The sequence below is a fragment of the Cellulosimicrobium sp. RS genome (assembly GCF_046159675.1).
GTDB lineage: Bacteria > Actinomycetota > Actinomycetes > Actinomycetales > Cellulomonadaceae > Cellulosimicrobium > Cellulosimicrobium funkei.
Genome location: NZ_JBJXVU010000005.1, coordinates 226,903 through 241,619, shown reverse-complemented (window position 1 = coordinate 241,619; position 14,717 = coordinate 226,903). Strand labels below are relative to the sequence as shown.

Genomic DNA, 14,717 nt, shown 5'->3' with positions numbered 1-14,717 from the left:
CCGGGAGCCGTGGGCTCGTTCTCGGGGTTCTGCTCGTCGGTCACGGTCTACCTCGTTCGTTCGTCTCTTCGTGCGTCGTCGTCCTGGAAGACCTCCGGACCCGCCCGGGAGGGCGGGCCGCGCCGGGGTGTCCGGTCCTGCCGCCCCCCGGCTCCGCGAGGAGCGGCTCAGATGTCAAGGAACCGCACGTCCTTCGCGTTGCGCTGGATGAAGCTCCGGCGGGACTCGACGTCCTCGCCCATGAGGACGGAGAAGATCTCGTCGGCCGCCGCGGCGTCGTCGAGGGTCACCTGGTTGAGCGTGCGGTGCTCGGGGTCCATGGTCGTGTCCCACAGCTCCGAGTAGTCCATCTCGCCCAGACCCTTGTAGCGCTGGATCCCGTTCTCCTTGGGGATCCGCTTGCCGGCGGCCTGCCCGGCGGCGAGGAAAGCGTCGCGCTCCTTGTCGGAGTACACGTAGTCGTGCGGGGCGTTCGACCACTTGAGCCGGTAGAGCGGCGGCTGCGCGAGGTAGACGTGCCCGTTCTCGATGAGCGGGCGCATGTACCGGAACAGCAGCGTGAGCAGGAGCGTCGCGATGTGCTGGCCGTCGACGTCGGCGTCGGCCATGAGGACGATCTTGTGGTACCGGAGCTTCGTGAGGTCGAAGTCCTCGCCGATGCCGGTGCCGAACGCCGTGATGATCGACTGGACCTCCTGGTTCGACAGGGCCCGGTCGAGGCGCGCGCGCTCGACGTTGAGGATCTTCCCGCGGATCGGCAGGATCGCCTGCGTCCGGGGGTTGCGCCCGCGCACGGCCGAGCCGCCCGCGGAGTCACCCTCGACGATGAAGATCTCGCACTCCTCCGCGCGGTTCGACTGGCAGTCGCGAAGCTTGCCCGGCATGCCGCCGGACTCGAGCAGGCCCTTGCGGCGGGTGGCCTCGCGTGCCTTGCGGGCGGCGAGGCGCGCCTGCGACGCCTGGATCGCCTTGCGGATGACGTCGCGACCCTCGTTCGGGTGCGCGTCGAACCAGTCGGTGAGCTGCTCGTGCACGACGCGCTGCACGAACGTCTTCGCCTCGGTGTTGCCGAGCTTCGTCTTCGTCTGGCCCTCGAACTGCGGCTCGCCGAGCTTCACCGAGATGACCGCCGTCAGGCCCTCGCGGATGTCGTCGCCCGTGAGGTTCTCGTCCTTCTCCTTGAGGATGCCCTTGTCGCGCGCGTAGCGGTTGACCAGCGAGGTCATCGCCGCACGGAAGCCCTCCTCGTGCGTGCCACCCTCCGTCGTGGAGATCGTGTTCGCGTAGGTGTGGACGGACTCCGAGTACGCGCTCGTCCACTGCATCGCGATCTCGACCGAGATGCGCTTCTCCGTGTCCTCCGACTCGAAGTCGATGACGTCGGGGTGGACGAGCTCGACCTTCTTCGCCGTGTTGAGGTGCTTCACGTAGTCGACGAGGCCGCCGTCGTACTTGTAGGTCACGGTGCGCGCGGGGGACGAGCCGGCCGCGGCGGTGCCGTCGGCCTCCGAGACGCCGTCGGCGTCCGCCGCCGCGTCGTCCCCGCCCGTCACCTCGTCGCCGGTGTCGAGGTGGGCCGGACGCTCGTCCGTGAGCGTGATGCGCAGCCCCTTGTTGAGGAACGCCATCTGCTGGAAGCGCGCCCGCAGGGTCTCGAAGTCGTAGTCGGTCGTCTCGAAGATCTCCGGGTCGGCCCAGAAGGTCTGCGTCGTGCCCGTCTCCTGCGACGGCTCGAGCCGCTCGACCGGCGCGACCGGCTTCCCGCCCTCGGTGAACTCCTGCCGCCACGCGTACCCGTCGCGCCGGACCTCGGACACCATGCGCGTCGAGAGCGCGTTGACGACCGACATGCCCACGCCGTGCAGACCGCCGGAGACGGCGTACCCGCCGCCGCCGAACTTGCCCCCGGCGTGGAGGATCGTCATGACGACCTCGAGCGTCGGCTTGCCCTCGGTCGGGTGGATCGCCACGGGGATGCCACGGCCGTTGTCGACGACGCGCACGCCGCCGTCGGCCAGGAGCGTCACGTCGATCGTGTCCGCGTGCCCGGCGAGGGCCTCGTCCACAGAGTTATCCACAATCTCGTACACAAGGTGGTGGAGACCGCGCTCACCGGTGGAGCCGATGTACATGCCCGGACGCTTGCGGACCGCCTCGAGGCCCTCGAGGACGGTGATGTTGCTCGCGTCGTAGCCGCCGCCCGCCGAGGGTGCCGCCTCCGCGGACGCCGTCGGGTCGGGGATGGCGGTGTCGGTGTGCTCTGCCACGGGCAGGACTGCTCCTCGTCGTCGTGCGCGCGACCGCCGTGTCCGTGCCGGACCGGCCGCCGCTGCTCAAAGGTTCCGGGCCCGCACCGCCGCCTGCGCCGGCTCCGTGCGAGGAGCGTCCGACCGGCCGCGGACGGCCGGTGGAGGCGCCGCGGACGGGTTGCGCGGGCGGGTGGTGACAAGACCCGGAATGACCTCCCCAGTCTACCCGCCACGAGCCGAATTCCGCGGATCTCGGCCGTCCTGAGGACATCTCGCAGGGCATTCGCGACGCGATCCGCGCCGTCCCGGCGGAAGTTCTCCACACGGTTGTCCACAGGCTCTGTGCACGACGCTCGGGCGACCGTCGACGGTCGCCGGAAAAGTGCCCGCAGCAACCGTCCTGCGCTCCAGGTGGGAGCGCTACCGCAGCGGACAAGTCGGGAATCGGTGTTTCACGCGGAAAGTGGTCTAATACCACACACCATCCTGATTCGCGCGTCGTCCGCGCAGCAGCGATACCACGCGGGCGGCTCGACCCCGAAGGGACCCCACTCAGTGAAGAGACTCCTCGCGAGCGCTGCGGCGACAGCGCTCGCGCTCGGCGGCCTGCTCGTGGCCACCGCGGCACCCGCCTCCGCTCACACGCCCGACGTCACCGCCGACTGCACGACGCTCTCGGTGAAGCTCTGGGCCTACTCGAAGAAGAGCAACGAGCTCACCGTCACCGTGGACGGGAAGGAGGTCGAGTCCACGACCTTCGAGCGCCAGCTCACACGGTCGTACGACCTCGACCCCACGCAGGACCACACCTGGACCGTCTCCATCGACGCGTCCGACGGCCGCCAGTACGACTACGAGCAGTCCGGCTCGACCCGGGCCTGCGAGACGCCCGACGCCCCGGTCCAGGTCGGCGTCTACGTGTACCCCAAGCTGGACCGCACGAAGGACGCGGCCTGGGAGAACTCCGGTCCGCAGAAGATCGTCACGAGCGCCGAGATCGCCGCGCCCGAGAAGCCGTGGGACAAGGCCTGGGTCGTGCAGCCCCTCGACCTGGACGACGTGCGCGAGGTCGCCCGCGCGATCCAGCCCGGCGTCGACACCGCCGAGCTGTGCACCGCCTGGGCCGTCCAGCAGGACCTCGTGGACCTGCCCGGCGGTCTCGACGACCTCCCGACGGACATCCGCTACTCGCCCGACGGCAAGCACCTCGGGGAGTTCCCCGAGGGCACGCTCGTCGCGTGGGACCACCAGGACCTCGCCGACCTCCTCCCCGAGGGCGCGTGCGACACCCCGAGGCCCGGTGCGCCTGCCCAGCCGGTCCAGGAGGAGGTCGACGTCCTCGTCACGCCGGACGTGCCGACCGCCGTCGAGGTGTGCGGCACCGAGCTCACCGAGCAGAACCTCCCCGCCGAGTCGGAGGACGTCCGGTACACCCTCACCGAGGAGGGCGTCGTCGCCGAGCCGAAGGACGCCGAGGCGACGTTCTCCCTCGAGACCGAGGGTCTCGGCTACCTCGTGACCGAGGACGGCCGCTTCGCGCTCTTCCCGCTCGAGGACCTCCTGCCGTCCGACGAGGCGTGCGCGCTCGTGCCCGGCGAGATCGGCGCCGTCTGCCAGGGCGACGTCCCGTACCTCGGCTACGAGATCGGCCTGCCCGAGGGCGTCACGGTCGACTCGGAGACCCCGCTGACGATCACCTTCCTGCACCCGAACGGCGGCGAGGACTACGTCGTGACGGACCAGCCGCTCAGCGGGACCCTCCTGTGGCCGGGAGCCTCGGCAGAGGAGCCGAAGCAGTGGCCCGGGTTCGTCCGGAACGAGGACGGCTCGTACACGGAGACCGACGGCAACTACGCCTGGACCCGCGACGGCGCCCTGGTGCTGTTCGAGGTCAACCCGTCGTACTCGACCGTGGTCGAGTACCCGCCGGCGACGAGCGCGTGCGCGAACCCGCCGGTCGCCCCCGTGGCCGTCGAGGACGTCGCCGGGCCCGAGGAGCCGACCGGCCCCGCGCTCGCCACGACCGGTGCGACGGTCGCCGGCGCGGCCGCGTTCGCCGCGCTGCTCGTCGGCGGCGGGGCCCTGGTGCTCTGGCTGCGCCGTCGCGCCCAGGCGTGACCCCCCTGACGTGGTGACCAACGCCCCGGTCACCACCCGCGAGGCCCGCCGTGCCCCCTGCACGGCGGGCCTCGTCGTCGGTCCGGACCCTCTCAGCCCCAGGTGTCGCGGGGACCCGGCCCGCGGACGGACTTCTTCCCCCGGCGGAAGCTCGGTCCCGCCGGCCCGAGGACGGTCACCGTCTCGACGACCCCCTCGCCCACCTCGCGCGCGAGCCGCTCGAGCAGCTGCGGCGTGAGGAGCCGCACCTGCGTCGCCCACGCCGTCGAGTCGGCCCGCACGACGAGCACCTTGTCCTCGAACGTCTCGGGCTCGCAGTGGTCCGCGACCTGGTCGCCCACGACCTCCCGCCACCGCCCGACGACGCCCCCCACCGACACGTCCGCGACCCAGTCCCGCTCGCGCAGCAGGCGCGCGACGACGTCGCCCAGGAGCTGCGGGTCGCGGCCGCCCGGGCGCGCCCCCGACGTCGGCGGGTCCGCCAGGATGCGTCGGCGAGGCTCCTGCCCGGGCCGCAGCCCCTTTGCGCGCGCCGCCGCCTTGGCGCGGTTCAGGGCCTGGCGCGCCACCTCCGCCGGCGGGGTCAGCTCCACGACGTGGCCGACGGGCAGCCCCGTGGCGCGTCGCTCCGGGAGGTCGTCGGCCGGGCCGGGGCGCGCGTCGTCGTCCTGGCGGTCCGCCGGGTCCCGGTTCGCGGGCTCAGTCCTCGACACGGTGCACCGTCCCGTCGTGCACGGCGAACCGCGCGCCGTCGAGCCGGCTCGGGACGTCGTCGGGCACGGCCGCGGTGATGATCACCTGGCCCGCGTCGGCCACGAGCTCGGCGAGCCGCTCGCGCCGGCGGACGTCGAGCTCGGCGAACACGTCGTCGAGCACGAGGATCGGCTCGCCGTCGGGCCCCCACTGGTCTGCCCACAGGAGCGAGTCGAGGCCCGCGGGAGCGCCGTCGCGCAGCAGCCGGTACGACGCGAGTCGCAGCGCGAGCGCGAACGACCACGACTCGCCGTGGCTCGCGTAGCCCTTCGCCGGGAGGCCGCCCAGGGTGAGGACGAGGTCGTCGCGGTGGGGACCGACGAGGTTCACCCCGCGGTCGACCTCCTTCGCGCGCACGGCCTCCATGGCCTCCAGCATGCGCCTCTCGAGCGCCGCCACGTCGGGGATGCCCGACGCCGGTCCGTCGCCCGGGTCCGCGGCGTCACCCGCCGCGGGCGGCCCCACCCGACCGTCGTCCGCGTCGAGCGCCTCGTCCACGGACGAGCGGTACGCGATGCGCGCCTCGCCCTGCCCCGCGCTGACCTGCTCGTACGCCTCCGCGACGTAGGGCGTGAGCGCGGCCACGAGCTGCAGGCGCAGCGCCGTGATCTCCGCGCCGAGGCTCGCGAGACGCGCGTCCCACACCTCGAGCGTCGCGAGCGGCGAGGCCGCGGTCTCGGGCGCGTCGTCGTCGGGCGGCGGCTCGGCGGCGGACGGCCTCCGCCGGCCGCGCCCGCGCAGCGCCGTCGCCGACTTGAGCAGCGCGCCGCGCTGGCGCAGCACCCGGTCGTAGTCCGCAAGGAGCGCCGCCACGCGCGGCACCAGGAGCACCGCGAGCTGGTCGAGAAAGCGGCGCCGTCCGTCCGGGTCGCCCTTGACGAGCGCGAGGTCCTCCGGCGCGAAGAGCACGGTCCGGACGATGCCGAGCACGTCGCGCGGCCGCTGGGCCGGGGACCGGTTGATCCGCGCCCTGTTGGCCCGCCCCGACGCGATCTCGAGCTCCACGGTGCTCGCCCGGTCGCCCCGCACGACGCGCGTCCGCACAACCGCGCGCGTGGCCCCCGCACGGACGAGCGCGGCGTCGCCCGCGACACGGTGGCTCGCGAGCGTCGCGACGTACCCGATCGCCTCGACGAGGTTCGTCTTGCCCTGCCCGTTCTGCCCGACGAGCGCGTTCACGCCCGGGACGAGCTCGACGTCGACGGACTCGTACGAGCGGAAGTCGACCAGGGAGAGGTGCGAGACGTACATCGGTGCGGCGAGGGTCGAGGAGGTCGGCGGGGACCGGTCAGGCCGGGGGTTCGAGCGGCCCGGCTCCCGGGGAGGCCGGACCGGCCGCCTTGACCGCGTGCCCGCCGAACTGCTGGCGCAGCGCGGCGACGGCCTTGAGCGCGGGCGACTGCTCCTGACGCGAGGCGAAGCGCGCGAAGAGGGCGGCGGAGATCACGGGCAGCGGGACGGCGTTGTCGATCGCCTCGTCGACCGTCCAGCGGCCCTCGCCGGAGTCGTCGACCCAGTCGTCGATCGCGGCGAGCTGCGGGTCCTCCTCGAGCGCCTTGACGAAGAGGTCGAGGAGCCACGAGCGCACGACCGTGCCACGGGTCCACGCCTTCATCGTGCCGTGCACGTCCTTGACGAGCTCGCTCTTCGCGGCGAGGAGCTCGTAGCCCTCGGCGTACGCCTGCATGAGCCCGTACTCGATGCCGTTGTGGACCATCTTCGCGAAGTGCCCGGCGCCGACCTCGCCCGCGTGGACGAAGCCCTCCTCGCGCGGGCCGTCGGGACGCAGCGCGTCGAAGACCGGCATGGCCGCCTCGACGTACGTCCGGTCCCCGCCGACCATGAGCCCGTAGCCGTTCTCGAGGCCCCAGACGCCGCCCGAGACGCCGACGTCGAGGTAGCCGACGCCCTTCTCGGCCAGCTCCGCGGCCCGCGCCTGGTCCTCGGCGTAGTAGGAGTTCCCGCCCTCGATGACGAAGTCGCCCTCGCCGAGCAGGCCGCCGAGCTCGGTGACCACGCCGCGGGTCGCGTCGCCCGCCGGGACCATGACCCACACGATGCGCGGGCCGTCGTCGGGCAGTGCCGCGACGAGGTCGGCGAGCGTCGCGACGTCGGACACCTCCGGACGAGGGTCGTAGCCGACGACCTCGATGCCGGCGGCGCGGACGCGCGCCCGCATGTTGTTGCCCATCTTGCCGAGGCCGACGAGGCCGATGCGCGTGACCATACGAGTCCTCCGGGTGCGGTGGTGCGGTGCGAGCCGTCCGGCTCCGTCGGGGTCAGCCGGCGAAGCGGATCGGCACCAGCAGGTAGCGGTAGTGGGACGAGTCCTCGCCGTCCAGGGAGTCCTGACCCGTGAACTCGACCGGCTTGTTCGGGTGCGTGAAGCTCAGGCGCACGAAGTCGGTGCCGAGCGCGCCCAGGCCGTCGAGCAGGAACTGCGGGTTGAACGCCACCGAGATGTCCTCGCCGACGAGCACCGCCTCCAGCGCCTCGGACGCCTGCGCGTCGTCGCCCTGCCCGGCGTCCAGGACGACCTGCCCGTCCGTGAACGACAGACGGATCGGCGTGTTGCGCTCGGCGACCAGGGACACGCGCTTGGCGGCGTCGATGAGCGGGGCGGTGGGGACGACGGCGTGGATGGGCGTCTCGTCCGGGAAGAGCCGGCGCACGGCGGGGTAGTCGCCGTCGACGAGCTGCGACGTCGTGTGACGGCCCCCGGCCTCGAAGCCGATGAGGTCCACGCCGGCGCCCGTGTTGAGCCCGATGTTGACGAGGCCCGAGCCGCCGAGGGACTTCGCCACGTCGTTGAGGGTGCGCGCGCGCACGAGGGCGACGGCGGAGTAGCTCGGGGTGACGGGCGTCCAGGTGAGCTCGCGCAGGGCGAGGCGGTACCGGTCCGTCGCGAGGAGCGTGATCTTCTCGCCCTCGATCTCGACGCGCACGCCCGTGAGGAGGGGGAGCGTGTCGTCGCGGCTCGCCGCCACCGTGACCTGCGCGACGGCGTTCGTCAGCTCGTCGCCCGAGACGGTGCCGGAGAGCTCGGGCATCGCGGGCAGCGCCGGGTACTCGTCCACCGGCATGGTGAGGAGCGTGAACCGGCTCGCGCCGCACGTCACCGTGACCTTGTTGCCCTCGAGGACGACATCCACGGGCTTCGCGGGCAGCGCCCGGGATATCTCGGCGAGCAGCCGGCCGGAGACGAGGACCGTGCCGGGCTCGCTGACCTCGGCGGGGATCTCCGACCGGGCCGAGACCTCGTAGTCGAAGCTCGACAGCCCGATGGTCCCCGACGCGTCGGCCTCGAGCCGGACCCCGGCGAGGACGGGCGCGGGCGGGCGGGTCGGCAGGGTTCGCGCCGTCCAGGTCACCGCGTCGGCCAGGACATCACGCTCAACCCGGAACTTCATCCCACACCCTCTCGTCCCCACGTCTCGGTCGGACCCGATCTTCACATGTGCCGTCCTGCTTCGCCGCGACGCCGGGCTCGCCGTCGGGGCCGCTCGTCCTCGCTCGTCCACCGGGCAGGTCTGCCGCTGTGGACACGAGGTGCCGGGTCGCAGGTCCGCGCACACGTGTCGTGCATGAACCCTACGCGAGGAGGCGGGTGGGAGGAACTGGAACGGCGGGCCTGGGGATGGAGGCCCGACGGCGGTCTCCGCCGACGTCGCGCGCTCGCCGCGGCTCGACGAGGATCGGGAGCAGGCTCGTGGAGCACAGGTCGCACCGTCGGCCGCCGGAGCCTGATGAAGGCGTGTGGAATTTCCCCTCTGAGAACACTTTCGTCGTCGTCATAGGGGTTGTGGATCTCGTGGAAAACCGGTGTCCGCCCAGGTCAGAGGGCACAAATGCGTGTGGACGAACCGGTGAGCCCAGTGTGGGAAAGTCGCGGCGCCTGTGGGCGGCCGATCTGTCCCCACACGTCGTCCACCGATCGAGGGTGCCCCGTCCACACCCAGAGGGCCTTCGTCCACAACTGTCCACAGAACTGTGCACAGGCCCGGTCCGGGTGGGCCGTCCACAGGGTGTGTACGAGGGCGTCCATCCACAGGTTTCGGGGGGAAAACCATGATGTTGTCAGGATTTGTCGCGACACACGAGACCCTGTGGTCCACCGTCGTCGTCCGCATTCCGCGGATGTGAATACCCACAGGAGTCCTGTGGATGACTGTGGACAACTCCACCCACATGCTGTGTACGAGTGTCGTTCACGACCGTGGCTGGGGAGTCGCGTGGTCGCTTGGAGCCGATATCCACAGAATATGGCACCGCAGTGGGCAACCCTGTGGACAGCACGCGAGACCGGTGAGGAAGGGTCTTCGGGGTCCGTGACGAGCTGGCGACACCGTCCGGCGGCGGTGGACAAGGCCGATGACATGCCGCTCGGGGAGGGGTGCGTCCGGTCCGTCCGGGGTCGTCGGACGGCGTCTCGTCGCGACGAGGCTCGACAGCCGGAAGAAGATCGGATGGTCGCCGAGGGATCTCGGTGATCTCGGACCCGCTCCGCGGGGATAGCAGGAATCCGGGCAGAGGCCTGGAACGCGATCGATGTGGATCGTCCGAGCTCGACGCAGGTCGAGGAAGGCCACTGGGGGCGCGTGACACGGAGGGCCACCGGGGGCGTGCGGTGCGACGCGAGAGAGCCCGGCCGCGACGCCGGCCGCGACGCCCGGCCGCGACGCCGGCCGCGACGCGTGCCGAGGGCTGCGTCGTGCCCGGGTGCGAGGCAGAGCGGCGGGGATGTGCGGTCGCCCGCCGTACGGCGGACCCGCCGTGGGCTCAGGGAGCCCCGGTGCGCAGGGGCGGCGGGAGCGACCCGCCTCGTCCGGGACCGAGCCGCACGGTGAGGGGAGAGAGCCGCGGTGAGCACGTCGTCGAGTCGAGGAGCAGCACCGTCCGGGCACGGCCGCGCCGCCTCAGCCGCGGTGCTGCTGCTTGATCCGGCTCGTGAGCTCCGTGACCTGGTTGTACGTGGAGCGGCGCTCGGCCATCTGCTCGGTGATCTTGCGGTTCGCGTGCATGACCGTCGTGTGGTCGCGGCCGCCGAACTGCTGCCCGATCTTCGGGAGCGACAGGTCGGTGAGCTCGCGGCACAGGTACATCGCGATCTGGCGAGCGGTGACGAGGACGCGCGATCGCGAGCTGCCGCAGAGGTCGTCGATCGTCAGGCCGAAGTACGCGGCCGTCTGCGCGATGATCGCGGCGGGGGTGATCTCCGCGCTGTCCTCGTCGGTGATGAGGTCCTTCAGCACGATCTCCGCGAGCGGGAGGTCGACCTGCTGGCGGTTGAGGTTCGCGAACGCGGTGACACGGATCAGCGCGCCCTCGAGCTCCCGGATGTTCGTCGAGATGCGCGACCCGATGTAGGACAGCACGTCGTCCGGAGCGGCGAGGCGTTCGCTCGACGCCTTCTTGCGGAGGATCGCGATGCGCGTCTCGAGGTCCGGCGGCTGGACGTCCGTGATGAGGCCCCACTCGAACCGGGAGCGCAGGCGGTCCTCGAACCCGTTGAGCTGCTTGGGGGGCAGGTCGGACGTGATGACGACCTGCTTGTTGGCGTTGTGCAGCGCGTTGAAGGTGTGGAAGAACTCCTCCATCGTCTGCTCCTTGCCCTGCAGGAACTGGATGTCGTCGATGAGGAGCACGTCGACGTCGCGGTAGCGCCGTTGGAACGCCCCGGCCTTGCCCTCACCGATGGAGTTGATGAAGTCGTTCGTGAACTCCTCCGAGTTCACGTAGCGCACGCGCACGTTGGGGTACAGGTTGTGGGCGTAGTGCCCGATCGCGTGCAGCAGGTGCGTCTTGCCGAGCCCGGAGTCCCCGTAGATGAACAGCGGGTTGTAGGCCTTGGCGGGTGCCTCGGCCACCGCGACCGCGGCGGCGTGCGCGAACCGGTTGGAGGAGCCGATGACGAACGTCTCGAAGACGTACTTGGGGTTCAGCCGGCTCGGCTCGGCCTGGGGACGCGGCGGGGGAGGTGCCGGCAGGTCAGGGAGGAGCACGTCGTCGGGCTCGATGTAGGGGCGCTCCACCGCCGGCCGCGACGCGGGCGCGAGGACGGGGTCGGAGCTGAGCTCCGGGTCGACGGTGATGCCGAACCGGACGTCGCGCCCGAGGCAGGACGACATCGCGGTCACCAGCTCGTCCCGGACGCGCGTCTCGAGGTACGTGCGGGTCTGCTCGTGGGGAACCGCGATGAAGACGGTGTCGTCCAGGATCGCCAGCGGCTTGGCCAGCCGGATGAACGCGATCTGCCGCGGGGTGATGTCCGGGCTCGCCTCGAGGATGCTCAGGGTCTGTGCCCAGACGTCGGCGATGTTCTCGTCCGGGTTGGCCACGGGCAGTTCCTCACGGGGGTCGACAGCGTGCGCCGGGCAGAGCTCCGGCCGTCGAGCACGCTGACGAGCCGGGCGGGGGTGCGCCGACGAGGAGAAGGTCACGGATGGGGTGATGCTGGGGTCGATCGTGCCACGGGAACCCCTCATCCACATAGTTGTCCACAGGCTGTGGGTTGTAGGGTGAGGATGCTCTCACCGGCAGGATGCCGGGATCCGGGACGACGCCGCGCCATCGTCGCACGCGGCGAAGGTCACCCGTCGTGGTTTGACCCGGAGGGGTCGCGCAGCGTAACGTCAGACAGCCGTTCCAGGTGTTCTTGGCGCGCCCGCGTGGAGGAAACTCGACGCGAGGCCTCACGTCAGGAACTCCCTGCGAGGACCCGGTGCCCCCAGCAATGGCCATCCGGTCCGCGCGCCTGAGCGGTGACCGGGCGGGGGACCGTCCGGCGCACGACCCGAACCACCGGCAGGAGCCAACCGGAGCCTGTCACTGCATCGTCGAGGACATAGACGGTGTACCTCCCCGACGTTCTTGGAGTACCTCGTGAGCAAGCGGACCTTCCAGCCGAACAACCGGCGCCGGGCGAAGACCCACGGCTTCCGGCTGCGCATGCGGACCCGCGCCGGCCGCGCCATCCTGGCTGCCCGCCGCCGCAAGGGCCGCACCGAGCTCTCTGCCTGATCGCACGTGCTCCCCGCGGCGCACCGACTGCGCCGTTCCGTCGATTTCGAGCGGGCGGTGCGCCGCGGCGTGCGTGCTGGTAGGTCGACCGTGGTCGTGCACCTCTCGGAGGATCCCGAGGGCGCTGCCCAGCCGCAGGTCGGCTTCGTCGTCTCCAAGGCAGTGGGGAACGCGGTGCACCGCAACCTCGTGAAGCGCCGACTGCGTGCCGCCACGGCGTCGCGCCTCTCCGTGCTGCCCGCGCACGGGCGCGCCGTCGTCCGCGCGCTTCCCGGCGCGGCGCTCGCCTCCTTCGAGGAGCTCAGCGCCGACCTCGACAGCGGTCTCGTACGTGCGATCCGTCGGCTCGACGAGCGAGCGGGCGAGCGTCGATGACGACGACCCACCCGCCGCGCGTCCCTGCGCCGTCCTCGCCCGAGGAGCCGGGGACCGACGAGCGCGGCATCGTCCGCCGGGTCGTCGACCTGCTGCGCCGGGTCCCCGCTCTCACGCTGATCGGCATGATCAGGGCCTACCAGTCGGTGATCTCCCCGATGACCGGGCCCACGTGCAAGTACTACCCGTCCTGCTCCCAGTACGCCCTCACGGCGGTGCGTCGTCACGGCGCCCTGCGCGGAACGGGCCTCGCCCTCTGGCGGCTGCTGCGCTGCAACCCCTGGAGCCTCGGTGGGGTCGACGACGTTCCGCCGGCACGACACACGCACTAGCCCGCTGCCCGGGAAACGGGCTTTCACACGCTTTGTCCGAAGTTGAGGGAGCAGTCACGGATGGACTTCTTCGCGTTTCTCTACCCGATCGAGTGGGTAGTCGCCTGGATCATGTACTTCTGCCACCAGGGACTCACGTTCCTGGGGTTCTCCGACGGCCCGGGGCCCGCCTGGGTCCTGTCGATCGTCGGCCTGGTCATCATCATCCGCATCCTGCTGATCCCGCTGTTCTTCAAGCAGATCAAGGCGTCGCGCGGCATGCAGCTGCTGCAGCCCGAGATGCAGGCGATCCAGAAGAAGTACAAGGGGAAGACGGACCCCGCGTCTCGTGAGGCCATGAGCCGCGAGACGATGGAGCTCTACCGCAAGCACGGGACGAACCCCTTCGCCTCGTGCATGCCGATCCTGCTCCAGTCGCCGATCTTCTTCGCACTCTTCCGGGTGCTGAACTCGCTGAAGCCGATCTCGGACGGTACGTACTCGCGCGACAGCATCGGACCGATCGACGCTTCGGTGGCGAGCGACATCGAGAGCTCGTCGGTCTTCGGAGCCAAGCTCTCCGACGTCTTCCTCCAGACGGACGACCTGCAGACCCGCATCGTCATCGCCGTGCTCATCCTGGCGATGTGCGCGACGACGTTCTTCACGCAGCGACAGCTCACGATGAAGAACATGCCGAAGGCCGCTCTCGAGGGCCCGATGGCCTCGACGCAGAAGATGATGCTCTACGTCTTCCCCTTCATCTTCGCCGTCTCCGGCGTGAACTTCCCCGTCGGCGTCCTCGTCTACTGGACCACGACGAACCTCTGGTCGATGGGGCAGCAGTTCTACACGATCCGACGCATGCCGGCCCCGGGTTCGGAGGCGGAGCGCCTCCTCAAGGAGCGCCAGGCGCGCAAGCGCGCGGCGAAGGGCGTCGTCGAGGACGCGACGCCGGTCATCGAGCAGCCTCGCGGCCAGCGTCAGCAGCCCAAGCGCAAGGACCGCCAGAAGAGCGCCCCCCGTCCCGTCGGGACGGTGTCCGCGACCACCCCGGAGGATGCCCCGGTGGAGGATGCCCCGGCGGACAAGCCGGCACCGGGCGGTGCCGCGAAGGGCGGGTCCGGGACCGGCGCGTCGAAGCCCGCGCCCAAGAAGAAGAAGCAGAAGTAGACCTGCGCCCGAGCGCGCACGTGCCGTGAGGAGCAACGCATGACGCCTACCGAGACGCCCGCGCCCGACGCGACGTCCACCGAGGAATCCGCCCCGGAGACCACCCGACTCGAGGAGGAAGGGGAGATCGCGGCGGACTACCTCGAGGAGCTCCTCGACATCGCGGACCTCGACGGTGACATCGACATCGACGTCGAGCACGACCGGGCCGCTGTCGAGATCGTCGCGGACGACCCCGCCGCTCTGAGCTCTCTCGTGGGCGACGACGGCGAGGTGCTCGATGCGCTGCAGGAGCTGACGCGTCTCGCCGTGCAGGCCAGGACGGGGGAGCGGAGCCGCCTGATGCTCGACGTCGCCGGCTTCCGTGCGGGCCGCCGTCGTGAGCTCACGGCGCAGGCCGCAGAGGCGATCGAGCGCGTGCGTGCCGAGGGCACCAAGGTTTCGCTCGAGCCGCTCAACGCCTTCGAGCGCAAGGTCATCCACGACGCCGTGGCCGCAGCAGGGCTGCGGAGCGACTCGGAGGGTGTCGAGCCGCAGCGCTACGTCGTCATCTACCCGGCAGACTGACACCGTCGGAGACGACCCCTCCGCTTCTTCGCCCCGCGTTTCACGTGAAACGCGGGGCGAAGTGCGTTCCTGAGGGTGTGCAGGTGCCCACGAGCTGCGAGTGACTCTGGGTGCGGAACTGCTGACGATCCCGCCGGCAGGGGAACCGCAC

At 71.1% G+C, this 14,717-nt stretch carries 12 protein-coding genes; 6 read left to right on the top strand and 6 right to left on the bottom strand.

The genetic code is table 11. The features are described from left to right. Positions 1 to 167: 167 nt before the first annotated feature. A complete protein-coding gene (gene gyrB, locus ACI769_RS10145; protein WP_031315400.1) occupies positions 168 to 2,243 on the bottom strand; it encodes a DNA topoisomerase (ATP-hydrolyzing) subunit B in 2,076 nt (691 codons plus the stop codon). Between the two features lie 561 nt (positions 2,244 to 2,804). On the opposite strand from gyrB, the gene ACI769_RS10140 reads away from it, so the two are divergent. Further along, a complete protein-coding gene (locus tag ACI769_RS10140; protein ID WP_409141548.1) occupies positions 2,805 to 4,367 on the top strand; it encodes a hypothetical protein in 1,563 nt (520 codons plus the stop codon). 92 nt (positions 4,368 to 4,459) lie between these two features. Here ACI769_RS10140 and ACI769_RS10135 read toward each other — a convergent pair whose 3' ends face one another. The 5 genes from ACI769_RS10135 to dnaA form a co-directional block, all read right to left on the bottom strand. After that, positions 4,460 to 4,960 (bottom strand): DUF721 domain-containing protein, encoded by a 501-nt coding sequence (locus tag ACI769_RS10135; RefSeq protein WP_061268303.1) that lies wholly within the window; start codon positions 4,958 to 4,960, stop codon positions 4,460 to 4,462. A 106-nt stretch (positions 4,961 to 5,066) separates the two neighbouring features. After that, positions 5,067 to 6,371, bottom strand: a complete 1,305-nt coding sequence (gene recF, locus ACI769_RS10130; protein WP_085386967.1) for a DNA replication/repair protein RecF — start codon at positions 6,369 to 6,371, stop codon at positions 5,067 to 5,069. 37 nt (positions 6,372 to 6,408) lie between these two features. Beyond that, positions 6,409 to 7,347 (bottom strand): phosphogluconate dehydrogenase (NAD(+)-dependent, decarboxylating), encoded by a 939-nt coding sequence (gene gnd, locus ACI769_RS10125; protein WP_034651935.1) that lies wholly within the window; start codon positions 7,345 to 7,347, stop codon positions 6,409 to 6,411. A gap of 52 nt (positions 7,348 to 7,399) precedes the next feature. Next, positions 7,400 to 8,530, bottom strand: a complete 1,131-nt coding sequence (dnaN, locus tag ACI769_RS10120; protein ID WP_034651929.1) for a DNA polymerase III subunit beta — start codon at positions 8,528 to 8,530, stop codon at positions 7,400 to 7,402. Positions 8,531 to 10,036: 1,506 nt separating this feature from the next. After that, complete coding sequence (dnaA, locus tag ACI769_RS10115) at positions 10,037 to 11,458, bottom strand: chromosomal replication initiator protein DnaA (RefSeq protein WP_043651559.1); 1,422 nt, start codon at positions 11,456 to 11,458, stop codon at positions 10,037 to 10,039. Positions 11,459 to 12,002: 544 nt separating this feature from the next. On the opposite strand from dnaA, the gene rpmH reads away from it, so the two are divergent. Genes rpmH through ACI769_RS10090 form a run of 5 tightly spaced genes read left to right on the top strand, consistent with a single transcriptional unit; the run spans position 12,003 to position 14,566 of the window. Continuing rightward, positions 12,003 to 12,140, top strand: a complete 138-nt coding sequence (gene rpmH, locus ACI769_RS10110) for a 50S ribosomal protein L34 (RefSeq protein WP_034225701.1) — start codon at positions 12,003 to 12,005, stop codon at positions 12,138 to 12,140. A gap of 6 nt (positions 12,141 to 12,146) precedes the next feature. After that, on the top strand, positions 12,147 to 12,515 hold the full coding sequence (gene rnpA, locus ACI769_RS10105; RefSeq protein ID WP_409141547.1) for a ribonuclease P protein component: 369 nt from the start codon (positions 12,147 to 12,149) through the stop codon (positions 12,513 to 12,515). Continuing rightward, positions 12,512 to 12,847 (top strand): membrane protein insertion efficiency factor YidD, encoded by a 336-nt coding sequence (yidD, locus tag ACI769_RS10100; protein WP_021479903.1) that lies wholly within the window; start codon positions 12,512 to 12,514, stop codon positions 12,845 to 12,847. Before rnpA ends, yidD begins: the two co-directional genes overlap by 4 nt. Before the next feature lie 60 nt (positions 12,848 to 12,907). Further along, complete coding sequence (yidC, locus tag ACI769_RS10095) at positions 12,908 to 13,999, top strand: membrane protein insertase YidC (protein WP_043651562.1); 1,092 nt, start codon at positions 12,908 to 12,910, stop codon at positions 13,997 to 13,999. A gap of 39 nt (positions 14,000 to 14,038) precedes the next feature. After that, the gene (locus ACI769_RS10090) at positions 14,039 to 14,566 is read left to right on the top strand and encodes a R3H domain-containing nucleic acid-binding protein (protein ID WP_034651924.1); all 528 of its coding nucleotides are present in this window, start codon (positions 14,039 to 14,041) and stop codon (positions 14,564 to 14,566) included. The last annotated feature ends 151 nt before the right edge of the window (positions 14,567 to 14,717 follow it).